16 protein-coding genes are annotated in these 18,343 nt (G+C 70.0%); 8 read left to right on the plus strand and 8 right to left on the minus strand.

Annotated features, from left to right (window positions below):
* Window positions 1–130: 130 nt before the first annotated feature.
* Both ABEA10_RS26875 and ABEA10_RS26880 read left to right on the plus strand, forming a co-directional pair.
* On the plus strand, window positions 131–2,269 hold the full coding sequence (locus ABEA10_RS26875; RefSeq protein ID WP_345468701.1) for a hypothetical protein: 2,139 nt from the start codon (window positions 131–133) through the stop codon (window positions 2,267–2,269).
* The gene (locus ABEA10_RS26880; RefSeq protein ID WP_345468703.1) at window positions 2,266–3,057 is read left to right on the plus strand and encodes a hypothetical protein; all 792 of its coding nucleotides are present in this window, start codon (window positions 2,266–2,268) and stop codon (window positions 3,055–3,057) included. The genes ABEA10_RS26875 and ABEA10_RS26880 overlap by 4 nt, the downstream gene beginning before the upstream one ends.
* Here the strand turns inward: ABEA10_RS26880 and ABEA10_RS26885 are convergent.
* The 4 genes from ABEA10_RS26885 to ABEA10_RS26900 form a co-directional block, all read right to left on the minus strand.
* Complete coding sequence (locus ABEA10_RS26885) at window positions 3,049–4,698, minus strand: dipeptide ABC transporter ATP-binding protein (protein WP_345468705.1); 1,650 nt, start codon at window positions 4,696–4,698, stop codon at window positions 3,049–3,051. The two genes, ABEA10_RS26880 and ABEA10_RS26885, sit on opposite strands and share 9 nt — an antisense overlap.
* On the minus strand, window positions 4,695–5,591 hold the full coding sequence (locus ABEA10_RS26890; protein WP_345468707.1) for an ABC transporter permease: 897 nt from the start codon (window positions 5,589–5,591) through the stop codon (window positions 4,695–4,697). The genes ABEA10_RS26885 and ABEA10_RS26890 overlap by 4 nt, the downstream gene beginning before the upstream one ends.
* 64 nt (window positions 5,592–5,655) lie before the next feature.
* The gene (locus ABEA10_RS26895) at window positions 5,656–6,609 is read right to left on the minus strand and encodes an ABC transporter permease (RefSeq protein WP_329251681.1); all 954 of its coding nucleotides are present in this window, start codon (window positions 6,607–6,609) and stop codon (window positions 5,656–5,658) included.
* 64 nt (window positions 6,610–6,673) lie between these two features.
* Window positions 6,674–8,476, minus strand: coding sequence for a peptide ABC transporter substrate-binding protein (locus tag ABEA10_RS26900; protein ID WP_345468709.1), 1,803 nt, complete (start codon window positions 8,474–8,476; stop codon window positions 6,674–6,676).
* Between the two features lie 301 nt (window positions 8,477–8,777).
* Here ABEA10_RS26900 and ABEA10_RS26905 point away from each other — a divergent pair, with 301 nt between their 5' ends.
* The 3 genes from ABEA10_RS26905 to ABEA10_RS26915 all read left to right on the plus strand — a co-directional run bounded on the left by ABEA10_RS26905 (window position 8,778) and on the right by ABEA10_RS26915 (window position 12,185).
* Window positions 8,778–9,899 (plus strand): ROK family transcriptional regulator, encoded by a 1,122-nt coding sequence (locus ABEA10_RS26905; RefSeq protein WP_345468710.1) that lies wholly within the window; start codon window positions 8,778–8,780, stop codon window positions 9,897–9,899.
* Entirely contained in the window at window positions 9,896–11,350 is a 1,455-nt protein-coding gene (locus ABEA10_RS26910) for a M81 family metallopeptidase (RefSeq protein WP_345468711.1), read from the plus strand. Before ABEA10_RS26905 ends, ABEA10_RS26910 begins: the two co-directional genes overlap by 4 nt.
* Before the next feature lie 91 nt (window positions 11,351–11,441).
* Window positions 11,442–12,185 (plus strand): copper homeostasis protein CutC, encoded by a 744-nt coding sequence (locus tag ABEA10_RS26915; protein WP_345468712.1) that lies wholly within the window; start codon window positions 11,442–11,444, stop codon window positions 12,183–12,185.
* A gap of 55 nt (window positions 12,186–12,240) precedes the next feature.
* Here the strand turns inward: ABEA10_RS26915 and ftsL are convergent, their stop codons facing one another.
* From ftsL to ABEA10_RS26930, 3 genes are all read right to left on the minus strand, one after another.
* A complete protein-coding gene (ftsL, locus tag ABEA10_RS26920; RefSeq protein ID WP_345468713.1) occupies window positions 12,241–12,816 on the minus strand; it encodes a cell division protein FtsL in 576 nt (191 codons plus the stop codon).
* Window positions 12,817–13,084: 268 nt separating this feature from the next.
* Window positions 13,085–14,380 carry a HAMP domain-containing sensor histidine kinase gene (locus ABEA10_RS26925; RefSeq protein WP_345468714.1) on the minus strand — a complete coding sequence of 432 codons (1,296 nt, stop codon included), beginning with the start codon at window positions 14,378–14,380 and terminating at the stop codon, window positions 13,085–13,087.
* A 2-nt stretch (window positions 14,381–14,382) separates the two neighbouring features.
* The gene (locus ABEA10_RS26930; RefSeq protein WP_345468715.1) at window positions 14,383–15,051 is read right to left on the minus strand and encodes a response regulator transcription factor; all 669 of its coding nucleotides are present in this window, start codon (window positions 15,049–15,051) and stop codon (window positions 14,383–14,385) included.
* Window positions 15,052–15,176: 125 nt separating this feature from the next.
* On the opposite strand from ABEA10_RS26930, the gene ABEA10_RS26935 reads away from it, so the two are divergent.
* The gene (locus ABEA10_RS26935; RefSeq protein ID WP_345468716.1) at window positions 15,177–15,629 is read left to right on the plus strand and encodes a hypothetical protein; all 453 of its coding nucleotides are present in this window, start codon (window positions 15,177–15,179) and stop codon (window positions 15,627–15,629) included.
* 148 nt (window positions 15,630–15,777) lie between these two features.
* Window positions 15,778–16,041: a hypothetical protein gene (locus ABEA10_RS26940; RefSeq protein WP_345468717.1), complete on the plus strand. Its 264-nt coding sequence runs from the start codon at window positions 15,778–15,780 to the stop codon at window positions 16,039–16,041.
* Window positions 16,042–16,162: 121 nt separating this feature from the next.
* Here the strand turns inward: ABEA10_RS26940 and ABEA10_RS26945 are convergent, their stop codons facing one another.
* On the minus strand, window positions 16,163–17,533 hold the full coding sequence (locus ABEA10_RS26945; protein WP_345468718.1) for an FAD-dependent monooxygenase: 1,371 nt from the start codon (window positions 17,531–17,533) through the stop codon (window positions 16,163–16,165).
* Window positions 17,534–17,607: 74 nt separating this feature from the next.
* Here ABEA10_RS26945 and ABEA10_RS26950 point away from each other — a divergent pair, with 74 nt between their 5' ends.
* Window positions 17,608–18,249: a TetR/AcrR family transcriptional regulator C-terminal domain-containing protein gene (locus ABEA10_RS26950; RefSeq protein WP_345468719.1), complete on the plus strand. Its 642-nt coding sequence runs from the start codon at window positions 17,608–17,610 to the stop codon at window positions 18,247–18,249.
* Window positions 18,250–18,343: the final 94 nt, after the last annotated feature.

Consider the following 18,343-nt stretch of genomic DNA (forward strand, 5'->3'; position numbering starts at 1 on the left):
TCGGGAAAACCCTGCGCAGGACACCGGCTCTGGGGCGGACAAGACCGTTTCCGGCGCGGAGACGGGCGGAGGCTCCGGAGCGCAGCAGCCTGACAGTCCGACCTCGCGCCCGCCCGGCCGGGAACTCGAAGTGCGGGCCGAGCGTCCAGACGGCACGACCGGATCCGGCGACGGCGGGCAGGACGCCGAACCCGACGAACGGCGGCTCCATGAGAGCATCGCCGCCGAGGCGCGGGACCGGCGGGAACGCGACGACAGCCTGCGGGACCTGTTCGGCAACGCCTCGGTGGACGCGGGCCGTGACGTCTACGGCGATGTCAGGAACACCGCGTTCGAGGGCGGCACCATCTTCCAAGGCAGCACGGTCTTTCAGAACAGCACCTCCTTTCGCGACAGCACTTTCAACTTCACCGAATCCGGTGACGGCCGCTGCACCGTCACTCATCTACGGATCCAAGACGCCGACGAACTCCTGGAATGGTTTGTGCCGTCGGCCAGTCAGGAAAGTCTGGAAATGTGCGTCGACACCGAAACCGTGGTCTTCCTTCGCGGTGCGGAGGGCACCGGCCGCAGGTCCGCCGCGCGAGTCGCACTGCTCAACTGGGTGCGCAAGCGAGGAAGCGCGGCGTCTCCCGATGAGGCCGAGGAGCACGTCGGGGAGATCCGGCTGCCGCGCGACAAAGTGGACATGCCCGAACTGCGACGCGGTCACGGCTATCTTCTTGAGCCCACGTCGGGCGACGGCCGGGTCCGGGAGATCGATCATCTGTCCGATCTGGCGGCTCGGAACGAGTGCCGGCTGGTGGTCGTGATCCCTCCGAAACGGACCGGCCGTTGTGTGATCGACCACGTCCCGGCATCGGACCAGGCCGTCTTCCGCCGCTGGCTTCACCGCGCGGCGAGCACCGACGTCGATCCATGGCAACTCGCCGAGGTCGACCAGACGATCACCTCTCGCCTCGACGGTGAGCACTCACCGTCGATCGTCGCCGCCCAGGCTCGTCAGGCGGTTCACAGGCTGCGGAAGGGCCACCCGGTCGCCGGGGTCGTCGAGGATCTTCTCGACGAGCTGACGGGGCGCCTCCGAGAGGACATCCGCCGGCGAATCGATACCAGGGATCCGATTCTCGGCGGATGTTTCATGGCCGCGGTGGCGGCCCTGCACGGCTGTCCTGAAATGGTCATCTCACAGGCCGCCATGGATCTCGCGGAGCGCATCGACGAAGACTGGAAAGTCCACGATAAAAGGCGGACGCGCCCCATCTGGGAGGAACTACAGAGCTGGTTGCGCTCCACCAAGTCAACGGCACGCCCCTCTCCACGCCCGGGCGACGGCCGCACACTTCTTCTCGATCGCCCGAGGGCACCGGGCATAGCGCTGCAGGTGCTCTGGGAAGAACATCCGACGATCAGAGAAGCGTTGATCCAATGGCTTCGGCACCTCACCGAGCATCCCGACCCCGGCGTCCAGACACGGGCCGCGCACGCGGTGGGGATGTTCGCGACGCTCGACTTCAACACCATCAACACGCGATTCCTCGCCGAATGGAGCAATTCACGGAGCTCTTACGATCACCGGCGAGCCGCGTTGGTGCTGGAAGCAACGGCGTGTGACCTGCAGCTCAAGGACCGCGTTCACGCTCACCTCCGCGAACTGGCCTCTTCCGTACGTTACGGCCACCGCGCCGTCGCCGTCCGCGCGTACGGATCCAGGATCGGCCTGGAGGCACCGGATGAGGCCCTTCGCGTGCTGCGGTCCGTATCCGTCCGTCTGAACCTCCGTCTCGACCACGAGATCGCCGTGACCGTCGCGAACCTCTGCCATGCCGGAACAGCGCGGGCAATCGTCAAGGAACTCGCCTCGTGGGTGACCGCGGGATCGGACGGCGGCCGGTACAGCGCCGCTCTGGCATTCGGACGTCTCGCCGCGCCGTGGAGCGACGCACCCGCCGGCCCGGCACTCGCCGGGCTCTGCGCGGGCGACCACCTGGTCCGGCTGTGGCAGAACGCTCTGAGGCTACGGATCGCGAGCAAGGGTTCCGGATGGCCACGCCTGGCACTCCCCGACGCCTGGGACGTCTTCTGCGCCTGGGTGCGGCTCCACGACGAGAACCGCGCCGCCCGGACCGTCGTCGACCGCGTGGCCGCCACGGTCGACGCGCGAGAGCTGGAGCTCTATCTGCGTCTCTGGCGTCGGCGACAGCGCATTCCGCAGGAGCTGTACTCCCATCTCATGGAGATATCGAAGGGAGCTACCCCTTGTTCTTGATCAGCAGGCAGTTCGCCGAGCCGTCTCCGCTTTCGATCGGCGACCGGCCGGAGACCTTCCCGGCCCCCTCCGCCGAGCCCGCTTACGACTTCACCATCACCGCCTTCTATCAGAGAACCGTGAAAGGCGGTCGCCGGACGACCGTGTGGCTGCAACGCGAGGAACTCGCCAGGACCCGCGAGGTCGTCAGGGACACGGCACGAAGTGTCTCCTCCGAATACTCCATTCTCAAGCCCGTCCAGGCGGAGAAGGCGATCAACGACGCGCTGGCCCGGTCGCTCGCCGTCGAGGGACGCTCCACGCCATCGGTCTGGAGAGCACGGGTCGAGGTGACCGCACCCGACGCGGTGCGTGAGATGTTGCAGGCGACGCTGAAGGAACGTTACGAGATCGAGGCACGTGCTCGCGTGCAGGAACTCCTGGTGGCCACGACGGATCAGCTGCGCGAGCTCTGGAGCGGCTTTCTCGCCCGAGCGGCGAAGCACTCCTCCGCACCGCACGCACTCGAACTCGCCCAGGACCCCCAGCACGTCGCGGACGTTTTGAAGAAGATGCTCGACGAGCACCGCGACGACGCCCGTCACCTGCTCGAACTGGTCGCCGGCATCGTGGAGGCGCACAGGTCCGCGGGCATCCTGGACCTGGTCGTGGAGACCGACTCCGTGCTGCGCAGGACGCTGGCGATGATGGGCATCGAACTACCCGAGCAAGAGTCCGACCCGTTTGTCGTCACGGAACGCGCCGAGTCATCCCGGACTCCCGGCCGGTCCCAGGACGGTTCACATTGACGAGGGAGGAGCCGAAGCCGCCCTCCGCTCGGCCCGTCGCCGGCGCTGCTCGACCGGGTCGGGTACTGGGGCGGAGGTCACGAGGCGGCGTGTGTACTCCTCCTGCGAGTCGAACAGGACGTCGTCGCGGGCGCCCACCTCGACGAGGCGGCCCTGGTTCATGACCGCCACGCGGTCCGACACCCGGCCGACGACGGCGAGGTCGTGGGTGATGAACAGGCAGGCGAAGCCGAGGCGTTCCTGCAGCTCCAGGAACACCTCCAGCACGGCGGCCTGGACCGAGACGTCCAGCGCGCTGGTTGGTTCGTCGGCGATGACGAGCCTCGGGTCGAGCGCGAGTGCCCGCGCGATGCCGACCCGCTGCCGCTGCCCGCCGGACAGCTCGTGCGGGTGGCGCAGGCGCAGTGCCGGGTCCAGCTCGACGCTCTTCAACAGGGCGACCACCCGTTCGTTGCGGTCGCCGACGCCGTTGATGACGAGCGGTTCGGCCACGCAGTCGCCGACCGTCATCCGCGGGTCCAGCGAGGACGCGGGGTCCTGGAAGACGATGCCGCAGTGGCGCCGCAGCCGGCGCAGGTCGCGTCCCCGCGCCTCGCTCAGCGGCTCGCCCAGCAGGCGTACGGTGCCGGAGGCGGGCTTGATCAGGCCGACCGCGGCGCGGCCCACCGTGGACTTGCCCGAGCCGGACTCCCCGACCAGCCCCAGCACCTCGCCCTCGGCGATGGTGAGCGTGACGTCGTCGACCGCGCGGACCCGGCTGCGGCCCTTGCCGCGGAACTCCACGACGAGGTTCTCCAGGGACAGCGCGGCCTCGGTCCGCACCTCACGCTCTCGTCGCTCGCCGGGGGTCAGGCGCGGCACGGCGGCCAGCAGGCGCTTGGTGTAGTCGGCCTCCGGCCGGTTGAACAGGTCGTCGACGGGCGCCTGCTCGACCACCTTGCCCTGGTACATGACGACGACCCGGTCGGCGATGTCGGCGACCACGCCCATGTTGTGGGTGATCACGAGCATCGCCATGCCGAACTTGGTCCGCAGGTCGCGCAGCAGGTCGAGGATCTCGGCCTGGACGGTGACGTCGAGCGCGGTGGTGGCCTCGTCGGCGATGAGCACCTTGGGTTCGCAGGCGATCGCCATCGCGATGACGACGCGCTGCCGGAGCCCGCCGGACAGCTCGTGCGGGAACTGCCCGAGCCGGCGACGCGCGTCCCGGATGCCGACCATCTCCAGCAGCTCGGCCGCCCGGTCGAGGGCCTGTTTGCGGGACAGGTCCGCGATGTGCAGGCGCAGCGCCTCGGCGACCTGCCAGCCGACGGTGAACGCCGGGTTCAGCGCGGTCATCGGCTCCTGGAACACCATGGCGACCTCGGCGCCGCGGATGGCTCGCAGCCGCGCGCCGTCGAGCGTCGTCACGTCCACGCCGCCGACCCGTACCGTCCCGCCCACCTTGGCGGTCGGCGGCAGCAGCCCGAGCGTGGACATCGAGGTGACGCTCTTGCCCGACCCGGACTCGCCGACGACGGCGACGATCTCTCCGGGGGCGACGGTGATGCTGACGCCGTCGACCGCGCGTACGGCCTCCCGGCCGCTCCTGAACGTGACGCTCAGGTCCTCGATCGCCAGCGTGGGCGTGGACTCGGTCATCGTCCCTCCAGGCGGACCTCGAAGGAGTCGCGCAGCCCGTCGCCGATCGCGTTGAACGCGCACACGACGAGCACGATGGCGACACCGGCCGGGAAGATCAGCCACCAGTAGCCGTCGTAGGTGTAGGAGATGCCCTTGCTGAGCATCCCGCCCCAGTCGGTCTTGGGCGGCGGCACGCCGAGTCCCAGGAAGCTGACGTAGGCGATCAGCAGGATGGCGTCCGCCACCTGGAACGTCGCGTTCACCACCACGGTGCCGATGGCGTTCGGGATGATGTGCCGGAACACCGCGCGGCGGTGGCTGCCGCCCATCGCCTTCATCGCCTGCACGTAGTCGCGGCTGCGCAGCGACAGCGCCTCGGCCCGTACGAGCCGGGCCGGGACGAGCCACGACACGCACCCGATGATGAGGATCTGCACCGGCACCGTCGGCCGCAGGATCGTCGCGGTCACCAGCAGCAGGAACAGCGCCGGGATCGCGATGCCCGCGTCGACGACGCGCATCATCAGCGCGTCCACCCAGCCGCCGGCGTAGCCGGAGATGGCACCCCACACCGTGCCGATCAGGGTGGCGAGCAGGCCCGCCGCCACCCCGATCTCCAGGGACGTCTGGCCCCCGACCATCAGACGTCCCAGCACGTCGTGTCCGACGTCGTCGGTGCCCAGCAGGTGTCCTCCGGTGCCGAGCGACAGGTTGGCGGCGGACAGGTTCGTGTGCGTCTGGTCGGTGTGGTGGAGCAGCGGGCCGAGGAAGCAGAACACCAGCAGCAGAGCGAGGATGACCAGCCCGGTGACGGCGAGCCGGTTGGCGAAGAACAGTGACGCCATGCGCCGATAGGACCCGGCGACCCGTACGGGAGGCGGCTCGGCTGCGACCGGTGCAGAAAGACTCATGAGACCTCCTTCGTCGGGGAGGTGGCCTGGGACGCTGTGTTGTCGGTTCGCTCGCTTCGCTCGCTCACTTGATCGTTCCTCTCACCCGCGGGTCGATGAGCGCTTGGACGATGTCGGCGAGCAGCGACCCGATGACCGTGGCCAGGGCGATGACGAGCACCGCGCCGAGCAGGATCGGATAGTCCGAGGTCTGCGCGGCGTTCCAGAACAGCAGCCCCATGCCGGGGTAGTTGAACACCGACTCGATCACCAGTGCGCCGGAGAACAGCACCGGCAGGTAGTAGCCGAGCATCGCGACGATCGGCGTCAGGGAGTTGCGCATGATGTGCAGCCACACGACGCGCCGCTCCGAGGCGCCCTTGGCGCGCGCGGTCCGTACGTAGTCCTCGGCGAGGTTGTCCAGCACGGCCGAGCGCATGTACCGGCTGAACGCCGCGATCGTGGCGATCGCCCCGGCGAGCACGGGCAGGATCAGCGCCCGCGAGTCGGCGAACAGACCTCCGATCGACTGCGTCTGCGGCGCCTGCGGCGGCAGCAGCTGGGTCTTCTGGGTGAAGACGATGACCAGCACCAGCGCGAGGAAGAAGACCGGGGTGGCGTACCCGACGAACACCACGGTCGTGACGGCGTAGTCGGCCAGGCCCTTGCGGCGCCGCGCCTGCCACACGCCCAGCGGGATCGCCACCACGAGCGCGACCAGCGTGGACAGGCCGGTGAGCACGAGCGTCTTGGGGATCCGCTGGCCGATCAGCGAGGCGACGGACTGGTTGAGCGTGTACGACTCGCCCAGGTCGCCGTGGAACAGCTCACTGAGGTAGGCCCAGTACTGCTGGACCAGCGACTTGTCGAAGCCGTGCTCGCGGTTGAACTCCGCGATCGCCTGGGGGCTGGCCTTCGGGCCGAGAATGCCGTGGGCCGGGCCGCCCGGCACCGAGTGCAGCAGCAGGAAGACGATCACGGTCACGAAGAAGATGACCACGACCGCCTGGCCGATCCGCTTGAGCAGGAAGCGCGTCAACGGGATGCCTCCGCCAGGAAGTGGTGGGCCCGGGACGGCGGTCCGCCACCGCCCCGGGCCGGTCTCATTTCGCCAGGTACCAGCGCTGCGGCTGAATGAAGACGAGCGGGTCCTGGACGACGCCGCGCAGGTTGTTCTTGATCGCGGACACCTGGTAGGCCGGGTTCGGCATCCAGATGACCGGCAGGTTCTTGGTCACGTACGCGTCGTAGTTCTGCATCGCTGCCGGGTCCGACGAACTGGTCGACTTCTTGATCAGGTCGTCGACCGTCGGGTCCACGTAGCTGCCGAGGTTCGAGCTGCCGGTGCTGCTGAAGATCTGCTCACCGCTGGGGTACGCCGGGAAGTACCAGCTGCCCGCCGTGCCGAAGAAGGAGAGCTGCCACGAGCAGGACGACTGGCTCGGCTTGCACTGCGCCGTGTGGTCGAGCACCGAGTTCAGCGGTTCCGACTTGATCGACAGCTTGATGCCGATCTTCGACAGGGAGGACTGGACCTCCTGCATCATGTTGTCGGTCTCGGTGCTGCCGCTCTGGCTGTCGATGGTGAGGTTCAGCCGCGTGCCCGCCTTGACGCCGGCGCCGCACTGGTTCGCGCCGGAGCCCGCCTGCGTGCAGGTGGCCACGCCGTTCTGGATCGTCCAGCCGTGCGAGGTCAGCAGCGCCTTGGCCTTGTTCAGGTCGAACGGGTACGGGTTGGTCTTCTGCGTCGCCGACAGGTACTTCGACACCGGCGTCTGCGGCACCGGCCCGTAGCCGGGAACGCTCTGGTTGTGCCAGATGACCCGGGCGATGGTCGTCTGGTCGATCGACATCTGTACGGCCTGGCGGACGTACAGCTGCTTGAACACCGCGCCCATGGCCGGGTTGTTGAAGTTGTACGGGATGTAGGTGACCGCCCAGCCGGCCCAGGGCTTCACCTGGTAGCCGAGGTTCTCGATCGACTTCTGCTGGCTGGTCGCCAGCGCCGGCATGTAGCCGTAGTCGACGCCGCCCGAGCGCAGGACGTTCAGCTCGGCGTCGGCGGAGGTGAACGGCTTGAACGTCACGCTGTCCAGGTGCGCGGTGTCCGGGCCGGTGTACTTGGGGTTCTTGGCGAGCGTGACCTGGCCGGTGGTGGTGAACTCCTTCACCGTGAACGGGCCGTTCGCCGCCTTCCACAGCGGGTTGTTCGCGTACTCCGACAGCTTGCCCGCCTCGCCGGTCAGGTACTTGAAGACCTTCTTGGCGCCGTCGGTGGTGCGGTCGTAGTCCCCGACCTTGCCGCCGGTGCTCTCGACGTCCCAGACCGACTGCGGGAGCGGCGTGACGTAGTTCAGTTGGTTGGCGGTGAACCAGTCCGGGTTGTAGGCCTTGGTGAGGTGGAGCTTGAACTCCGTGTCGCTCACCGTCTCGAACCTGCCGACGTTGTCGGGGATGTCACCGGCGTTGTAGTTGCCCCACTGCGACTTGTTCGCCTTGACCAGGTTGAACCAGAACTCCACGTCGCGGCTGGTGACCTTCTGGCCGTTCGCCCACGTCAGGGGGTTCAGCTTGATGTCGACCGTCTTGCCGCCGTTGGAGTAGACCGGCGCCTTGGCTGCGCTCGCCTTCTCGTCCATGGCGACGGTGCCGCTGTAGCCGTCGTAGGCGTACAGCGGCAGGAAGACCTCCTGCCGGATGGCGGCGTTGTACGAGCCCAGGTGGCCCGGCGTGCCGATCGGGAAGATCCAGTTCGGCGTGGCGTTCGGGGGCATCGCGAAGGTGACCGACCCGCCCTGCTGGGGGGTGCCACCGCTCGCGGACGATCCTCCTCCGCCGGAGGAACAGCCGGCGGCCAGCAGGGCCACGGCCGCGCCGAACACCGCCAGCGTCAGGGGTCTCTTCATCGGTGCTCCATGGGGGACTTCCACCGTTTTCGGCGGGATGTTGGCGGCGACGATACATGCCCGTATCGAACGAAGACAAGCCTTGAACGAATTAAGTAGCTGGCCAAGATCGGGACAAACCCGCTGATTACCGCCGCGTCACAGGGCATCGACGGTGGACTCATCCGTGTCGGCTTGCTATGGTCCAGCCAAGTTTCCGTATCAACCTTCGTTCCCGAACCAAGTATCAGACTTAGTTCGATCGGCCTCGGTCGCTAGTGTTGCCGCCGCAACCGTGATCACTTGCAGTGAAGGAGCCACCATGTCGGCCGCGCAGATCATGGGGCTGGTGGCGTCGGGCCAGGCCACGTCACGAGCGGACCTGTCGCGTCTGCTCGGCCTGGCGCCCTCGACCGTGTCCTCCTACGTCCAGGAACTGCTCGACGCGGGCCTGCTGGAGGAGTCCGGCGAGGGCCGCTCGCGCGGCGGTCGCCGGCCCCGGCTGTTGAGCGTCCGTGCCGGCGACGGCGTCATCCTGGCCGCCGACCTCGGCGGTCACCACGCGAGGATCGCCACGATGGACCGGGCCGGACGGCCGGAGGCGATCCAGGACCTGGAGATCGACATCGCGGCCGGGCCCGAGCCGATCCTCGCGCAGGTCACCGACGCGCTCGCCGAGCTCGCGGCCGGACGCCCGGTGCTGGGCATGGGCATCGGCCTGCCCGGCCCGGTCGACTCCGACGGAGTGGTGGTCGGCTCCTCCCGGATGCACGGCTGGAACGGCTTCTCCGTACGGCGCCGGCTCGCCGAGTACTACCAGGCGCCGCTCATCGTGGACAACGACGCGAACCTCATGGCGATGGGCGAGGCGGTCGTACGCGGCCCCGAGCTGCGCGACTTCGTCTTCATCAAGGCGGGCACCGGGCTCGGCGCCGCGCTCGTCAACGACGGCCGCCTGCACCGCGGTGCCCGTGGCGTCGCCGGCGACGTCAGCCACAACCGCGTCCCGGCCGGCGGCGACCGCCCCTGCAACTGCGGCAACTTCGGCTGCCTGGAGACCATCTCCAGCGGAGCGGCCCTGGTCGCCGCCGTACGCGCCGACGGCGTCGACATCGCGACCACCGCCGACCTCGTACGCCTGGCGCGCGACGGCAACCCGACGGTCAACACGACGCTGCGCTTCGCCGGCCGCCAGCTCGGCGAGGTCCTCGTCACCATCGTCAACTTCTTCAACCCGCAGGCGGTGATCCTCAGCGGCGCGCTGGCGACCTGCGACCTGTTCGTCGCCGCCGCGCGCGGCGCGCTCTACGAACGCTGCCTGCCGCTCACCACCCAGGAACTGGAGATCGGGGAGAGCGTCGCCGGACCCGACGCCGGCCTGCTCGGCATCGGCCGACGCCTCATCGACCAGGGCCTGGCCGTTCCCGTTAGGAATCTCCCGTGACAGCACTGCGGATCGGCATCGCCGGCATCGCGATCGAGTCGAGCACTTTCTCCCCGCACCGCACCCACCTGGCGGACTTCACCGTCACGCGGGGCGACGCCCTGCTCGCCCGCTACAAGTGGATGGGTGCGCCGTGGACGACGGGCGTCGAGTGGGTGCCGCTCCTGCACGCCGTGTCGCTGCCCGGCGGCGCGGTCGAGCCCGAGGTGTACGACGCGCTCGAGGCCGAGATCGTGGAACGTGCCAAGGCGGCGGGCCCGCTCGACGGCCTGTTCTTCGACATCCACGGCGCGATGAGCGTCGTCGGGCGCACCGACGCCGAGGCCCGGCTGGCGGCCGTGATCCGCGAGGCCGTCGGCCCGGACACGCTGATCTCCGCCTCGATGGACCTGCACGGCAACGTGTCGCGCGAGCTGGCGGAGACCGTCGACCTGATCACCTGCTACCGCATGGCCCCGCACGAGGACGCCTGGGAGTCGCGCGAGCGCGCGGCGTACAACCTGGTCGAGCGCCTCCACGACGGCGGGCGTCCGCGGAAGGCGTGGGTGCAGGTCCCGGTGCTGCTGCCCGGGGAGAAGACCAGCACCCGCGTCGAACCGGCGAAGAGCCTGTACGGCCGGATCCCGGCCGTGGAGGCGCTGCCGGGCGTCGTCGACGCGGCGATCTGGGTCGGCTACGCCTGGGCCGACGAGCCTCGGTGTCGCGCCGCCGTGGTCGTGACCGGCGACGACGAGGAGGTCATCACCGCGCAGGCGCGCGAGCTGGCCGAGGCGTACTGGCGCGCTCGCGACGACTTCGCGTTCGTGGCGCCGACCGGCACGCTCGACGAGTGCCTGGCGACCGCGCTCGCCAGTGACGCCCGGCCGTTCCTGATCAGCGACTCCGGCGACAACCCGACCGCCGGCGGCGCCGGCGACGTGTCCTGGACGCTGAGCCGGCTGCTCGTCGTGGAGGAGCTGCGCCTCGGCAAGGCCAGCGCGATCTACGCGAGCATCGTCGACCCCGAGGCGGTCGCGGCGGCGTTCGCCGCGGGCGAGGGCGCCGAGGTGATGGTGCGGGCCGGCGGCCGGATCGACGCGGGACCCTCCGGACCGGTCGCCGTCGCGGGCACGGTGCACTCCCTGCTGCCGGGCGACCCGGTCGGCGGCGACATCGCGGTGATCAGGACCGGCGGACTGCACGTCATCCTGACGAGCCGGCGCAAGCCGTACCACGTGATCTCCGACTTCACCGCCCTCGGCCTGTCCCCGGCCGACACCGACCTGGTCATCGTCAAGATCGGCTACCTCGAGCCGGAGCTGTACGACCTCGCCGCGGACTGGCTGCTCGCGCTCACCCCGGGCGGCGTCGACCAGGACCTGCTGCGCCTCGGGCACCACGGCGTACGGCGGCCGCTCTTCCCGTTCGACTCCGACATGGCCGATCCGGACCTGACGCCCGAACTGCTGTGAGCGAGCGCAGCGGGGGAACCAGAAAACACAGCACCGTGGTCGTGGGGCCGCCGAAGGAGGCTCCACGACCATACCGATCCGAGAGGAACCCATGCGCTACGAGATCTGCCTGGAGTCCGCCGACGGCGTCGCCGCCGCGGCGGAGGCCGGCGCCGACCGGGTGGAGCTCTGCGCCGCCCTGTTCGAGGGCGGGATCACCCCGAGCCAGGGCATGATCGAGCAGGCCGTGGCCGTCGCGGCGGGCCGCCTCCGCGTCCACGTGATCATCCGTCCGCGGGGCGGCGACTTCATCTTCAGCCCCGCCGAGGCCGAGGTGATGCTCCGCGACATCGAGGTGGCGAAGGCGGCCGGCGCCGACGGCGTGGTCATCGGCGCGCTGACCGAGGACGCCGAGATCGACACGGAGCTGTGCGCGCGCCTCGTCGCGGCGGCCCGGCCGCTCAGCGTGACGTTCCACCGGGCGTTCGACGTGACGCGCGACCCGGAGGCGGCGTTCGAGGACGTCGTCGCGCTGGGCGTCGACCGGCTGCTGACCTCGGGCGCGGCGCCGTCCGCCCTGGAGGGGGCCGACCTGATCGCCCGGCTGGTCGAGAAGGCGGCGGGCCGGATCATCGTCCTGCCGGCGGGCGGCATCAACGAACGCACGGCCGCCCGGGTGGCCGCGCAGACCGGCGCGCGAGAGCTCCACTTCACCGCGAGCGAGACCGTACGGTCGCGGACCCGCTTCCAGGCGCCCGGCATCTACATGGGCGGCGCGCTGTACCCGCCGGAGACCACCCGCTCGGTGACCACCCCGTCTCGCGTCCGCTCCATCATCGAGGCCGCGTCCGCCTGAGCCCACGGTCCCCGGGCGCACGGAACGCTGTCCGCACGCCCGAGGACGCCGCCGGTCAGCGGCCCGCGCGCGGGTCGGTGAGGGCCTGGTCGCCGGTGTCGCGCATGCCCAGGCGCCGTGCCTTGTCGTGGAGGACCTCGGGGCTGCTCTCGCGTGCGATGTCCTCCTGGAGCGCCTGCTTGCGCTCCTCGAGCCGCTGGTTCTCCTGCTGGAGCTCACTGCGCTCGAACGACTGCTGGGCGAGCACGGTGTTCAGCAGGAGGAGACCGACGAGCGCCCCGCCGAGCAGCCCGACGACCAGCAGGGCGAACGGCGCCGCGCCGGAACGAGCGGGACGCGCGGCGCGGGCGGGAGCCGTGACCGGCCGCACCGTACGGGACGGAGGAAGGCCACGGTGCCGCGTGCTCGGGCGTGACGTGCCGCGCGTGACCGCCGCCCGGGGCGTGACCGCCGCGCCGGAACCGGCGGCCCGCTCGCGAACAGTGCCGGTGCTCGTGCCGCCGGTCGGCGTCGTGGTGGGCCGTGCCGCGCGGGACGGCGGAACCGTGCCGCGCCTCGTGGTGCGCGGCGGCGTGCCGGTGGTCTCGTCCTCACGGGTACGGATCGCGGCCGACGACGTCATGGCCTTCATCACTTCCCCCTGCGTTCGCTCCGCTCTTTTCGCGGGTCGGCACTACCGGCGTGATCGCGCCGGCGCGGTCGAGGACCCGCCGCGGTACCGGCGAGCCCCGACCGAGGAGAAATGCGGCACCGCGTCCGCCGTTACCCCCGATTCGGGGGCATATACCTAGAACCAGGCATAAATGACCCACTTCGCTCATGACCGGCAATAATGCACGGAGCGTAACGGCCTCGGCGGGCCGGCTGCCATCGAATTTCCTCGCGACGGCGTACGCCGGTCAGCCGGGAGCGCCGACCGGGAGAACGGCGCGCAGGCACGCGCCCGGCTCGTCCTCCGGTGTCGTGGCGACCGACAGCGAGCCTCGGTGGGCGACGGCGATGTCGCGGGCGATCGCCAGGCCGAGGCCGGAACCGCCGCGGTCGCGGTCGCGGGCCTCGTCGAGGCGGGTGAAGCGGTCGAAGACGACCTCGCGGTGTTCGGGCGGGATGCCGGGGCCGTCGTCGGTGACCTCCAGGACGGCGCGGTGGCCGTCCTCGGCGAGGCGGACCGTGACGGCGGTCGCGGCGTGCCGTACGGCGTTGTCCACGAGGTTGGCCACCAGCCGCCGCAACTGGTCGCCGGAGCCGTGGACGAGCACGTCGGTGGCGATGTCCAGCGTCACCGTGACGTCGGGTCGCGGGCGGGTCCGCGCCGCCTCCTCGGCCGCCACCTGACCGAGGTCGACCTCCTGCTCGCGCAGCGGTTCGCCCGCGTCGAGGCGGGCGAGCAGGAGCAGGTCGTCGGTCAGCGTCTGGATGCGTTCGACGTCGGTCAGCGCCTGGCCGGCCAGCTCCGAAGCGTCGACGCGGTGGCCGGTCAGCTCCAGCCGGGCGCGGAGCACCGCCAGCGGGCTGCGCAACTCGTGCGCGGCGTCCGCGACGAACCGCTTGTGCTGTTCGACGGCGGTCCGCAGCCGGTCCAGGGTGGCGTTCACCGTACGGGCCAGCGCCGCGACCTCGTCACGGGTGGCGGGCTCGGGGACCCGTTGGTGCAGGTCGTGGGCGGTGATGTCGGCCATCTTCGCGCGGATCGCCGAGACCGGCCGCAGCGCGCGGCTCACCGCGAACCAGGTCAGCAGCGCCACGAGCAGGAGCAACGCCGGAATGCCGGGCAGCAGCAGATGCCACAGCGTCGTGATCGCCTGCTGGGTCGGCGCCAGCGAGGACCGGCCCTGGATCACCACCGTCCCGCCCTTGGTGGCCACCTGCTCGCCGGCCACGACGTAGCCGGATCCGGTCTTCCAGCTGGGGCTCTGCGCCTTGGTGAGCACCTGGACGTCGAGGGTGTCACCGCCCACCTGCACTCCCGGTGCGTCGCGCTCGGCGGGCGGCCCGACCTTCACCAGGGCGGCCATGGCCTTGGCCTTGGCCGCCGCCTCGGCGCGGGCGCTGTCCTCCAGGGAGTGCCGCAGGACCAGGAGCAGGACCGCCGAGGCCAGGCCCAGCGCCACGGCCACGGTCAGCACCGCGGCCACTGTCGCGCGCAGCCGTACACCGCCCAGTCGCGGCGGGCGGATCCACCGGGGACGTCGCATCGTCACGCCTCCAGCCGGTAGCCCGCGCCCCGTACGGTGACGAGGGAGCTGCGCCCGAACGGCTTGTCGATCTTGCGCCGCAGGGCACTGACGTAGACCTCGATGATGTTGGAGTCGCCGTCGTAGGCGAAGTCCCAGGCCATCGACAGCAGCTCGGTCTTGGACACCACCTCGCCGGCCCGGCGCGCCAGGCCGTGCAGGACGGCGAACTCCTTCGGCGTCAGCGTGATCGGGACGTTCCCCCTGCGACAGCGCAGCCCCGCCGGGTCGACCTGGAGGTCCCCCACCGTGAGCACGGCCGGCCGTTCGCGGGCCCCGCGCCGGAGCAGGGCCCGCAGCCGGGCGAGCAGGACCACGTACGCGAAGGGCTTGCCCAGGAAGTCGTCCGCGCCGTTGTCGAGCGCCCGCGCCTCGTCCTGCACGGTGTCCTTGGCGGTCAGCATGAGGATCGGCGTCCAGATGCCGGCCTCGCGGAGCCGGCGGCAGACCTCGTCGCCGTTCAGGCGCGGCAGCATCACGTCGAGGACGATCACGTCGTACGGGTTCTCGGTGGCCAGCCACAGCCCTTCCCGGCCGTCGTGGGCGAGGTCCACCGCGAACCCCTCATCGGCCAGACCGTCCTTCAGGAGTTCGGCGAGGCGCCGCTCGTCCTCCACCACGAGTATCCGCACCGGCCCAGCGTGACCGGCCGTACCTAAAGCCACCATGAAGACGGTCTGAGAGCGCACTCATCGTGACTTCAGCTCCCCGCCGCGAGACTCCGGAGCGTCCTGATCGACTCCCTTCCGGAGGAACCATGAGGAAAAGGATCATCGCCGTCGGCGCCCTGGCCGGCGGCATCGCACTCACCGGGCTGGCCGGCTCCGCGTACGCCGCGGGCGCGTCCCCGGCCACCTCGTCCGCCCCCGCGACGGCGAAGGCGAAGGGCCGGATCGCCATCGTCTGCGTCGGCGAAAAGGCCGGCGGAAAGGCCGGCGGAAAGACGGGCGCGGGCAAGCCGGGGAAGGTCATCATCGGCGGTGAGGCCGGAAAGCACGTCAAGCACGAGACGCGCGTGGAGCTGCCCGGAAAGATCCTGGGGAAGCCCGGGAAGATCGTGCAGCCGCGCAAGGCTCCGCCCGGGGCCCTGGTCACCAAGGCGGTGGACGGCAAGGGCACCGTGAAGATCGGACCGCTGCCCAAGGGCGTTCACTGCTCCAAGGTCATGCCCGGCACCAAGGGCGCTCCCCCGCTGCCCCCGGCTCGCTGACGCGCGATCCGTTCCGTACGGCCACGCCCCATCGCCGGGGCGTGGCCGTACGCCGTGGACCAGGGTGGTTGCCGTTTACATAACCGACATGTATAACGTTTATTTAATGCGCCACCCTTCCTGCCTCCCCAGGCGAAAGGACTCCGTCATGCGCTCGGCCGCCGCGACACCTGCGGACAACCGCTCCAGGTACGACAGGGACCTGGCGAACAACCATGGGCAGGGCACGAAGCGCAAGACCGCCAATGGCGCGAGCTCGATGAAGAACACCACGCCCTGCAACGTCATTCTCTACGACGTGCCGTACACACAAGAGCAGAGCGACGAGATTCATCACGCGAAGCCAAAACCGGAGGACACGAACTTCGCCAACAACGGCTTCGACAACAAGGCGTCCATCTTCCGCCGTTAGTCGTCGCCGCCCTCGGGCCGGCCGCCGGGAGGATCACCGGCTCCCGGCGGCCCCGGGGACAGCCCGGGAACCCCCTACGGGCGGGTTCCCGGGCTGTCTCTTGTGCTCCGATCGAACGATGTCAACGCCAGGGTCGCAGGGCTGTGGACAACGCTTCCCGGCCCAGCGACCCTGTCCAGGCCGGGTGCCCGTCGGGCCTGATCAGCAGCGGTTCTCCGGATCCCTTGAGCTCGCTCACCAGGCAGCTGTCCACAGGCTCGCCTTCGACATCGGCCAAGATCGGGCGGCCGGTGCGAAGGTGCTCGAACAGCCGCGTCCCGTCGGGCAGGTCCCGGTCGGGTACGCGCGGTCCGAGTCCGTAGGAGATGTCCAGACCCGTGATCATCATGGCGATCTTCCGGTTCGCGTCCGGCGTCGCGAGGATGTCGCCCACGTGCGCGCGAAGCGCATCCACATGCGCGCCGGGTGCGCTCAACGCGCCCTGCGCGCGTGTGTTCGACAGCACCCGAGCGCCCACGGGGTGCCGCTCTTCGTGGTACGTGTCGAGCAACTCCTCATCGGCACTCCCCCGCACGACGAGCGCCAGCTTCCAGCCGAGGTTGAACGCGTCCTGCAGCCCGGTGTTCAGCCCCTGACCCCCGGCCGGCGAGTGGACGTGCGCCGCGTCCCCGGCCAGCAGCACACGCCCGGAGCGATAACACGCCGCCTGCCGCGCGACGTCGGTGAATCGAGAGATCCACCGTGGACTGTGCATCCCGAAATCGGTGCCCGCCACCCGGATGAACATCGCCCGCAGATCCTCGAAGCCGATGGCCGTCGAGTCACCGACGGTCGTCCCGGCCTCGTCCACGATCAGCCGCCGCCACCCCTCCTCGAAGCCGAGCACCGAGAAGTTCCCCCGCGGCGTTCGCTGGAGCAAGAACCGCTCCGCGGGCGGGTCGGCCAGTTCGACGTCCCCGAGGATCGACGTGGTGGTCGCGGGCGTGCCCGGAAAGTCGATGCCCGCCAGCCGGCGCACCACACTGCGGCCACCGTCACAACCGACCAGATAACGCGCCTCCACGGGCCCGGCCGTGGTCTCGACCACGACCGGCTCCGCAGCCGGCGCCGCCGGCCCTGGGCGTAGGCCCGTCACCTCGACCCCGCGGCGAATCCGCACGCCCAGCTCCCGGGCGCGAGCCTCGAGCAGCCGCTCGATCCGGCGCTGAACGATCACCAACAGGAACGGATACCGGGTCGGCAGCCCCGACAGGTCGAGCGGTAGCCCGGCGAAGCGCGTACCGGGCAGCGGGCGCCCCTCGGCCAGGAACGGGTCGAGCATCCCCCGCTGATCGAGCACTTCCAGCGACCGCGGATGCAGCCCGCCCGCCCTCGAGTCACGGGTGGGCTCGGTCAGCCTTTCGAGCACCAGCACGTCCACCCCGGCCAGCCGCAGCTCGCACGCCAGCATCAGGCCGGTTGGGCCGGCGCCGGCGATGACCACGTCCTCCATAATGCCCCCCTAACTACATTAGAGAAATCTCGAACGTCGTTAGATATAGCTCTAACGATGCTAGAGTGTCAACCGTGCCCATCACTCCCGACCTGATCGCCCGGGCCGGTCTGCGGCTCCTGAACGACGTCGGCCTCGACGGCCTGACCATGCGAATGGTCGCCAAGGAGCTGGACGTCCAGGCGCCCACGCTCTATTGGCACGTCAAGAACAAGCACGAGCTGCTCGACCTGATGGCCGGGCTGATCACGGCCGAGGCGGCCGACGGCGTCGAAGGCCCCGGCCGCGACGAGACCTGGCAGCAATGGATCGCCGGCCTCGCACGCAGAATGCGCGACGCGATGCTTCGCTACCGCGACGGCGCCAGGGTCACCGCCGGGTCCTACTCGACGGGTCCGTCCATCGGGCGGACGTTCGAGCTGGTTCTGCGTACGCTCACCGACGCCGGCTTCTCGGCCACCGAGGCGGCCCGCGCGTTCCCCTCCGTCCTGCACTACGTCGTGGGCTTCACGATCGAGCAACAAGCGCGCACGGGCGAGAACTACGAAGGCCCCAACCCCTATGCGCAGACGATGACCATCGACGAAACCCGGTATCCCCTGACGGCAAGCGTGACGAAGGAGCTCGACGCCGTCGACAGCGACGACAATTTCGAGTACGGCCTGCACATCGTGCTGGCGGGCATTGAGGCCGTTCGCCAGGAGGCCGACGGATAACGCGGGGCGTCAGCGAACGTCGCTTGATGCGGCACTAGATTTCGATGGGCCCTGACGGGCCGCTTCCGGCGGATGAGAATGGGTGGGTGTGCTG

The sequence above is a fragment of the Actinoallomurus oryzae genome (assembly GCF_039541955.1).
Lineage (GTDB): Bacteria > Actinomycetota > Actinomycetes > Streptosporangiales > Streptosporangiaceae > Actinoallomurus > Actinoallomurus oryzae.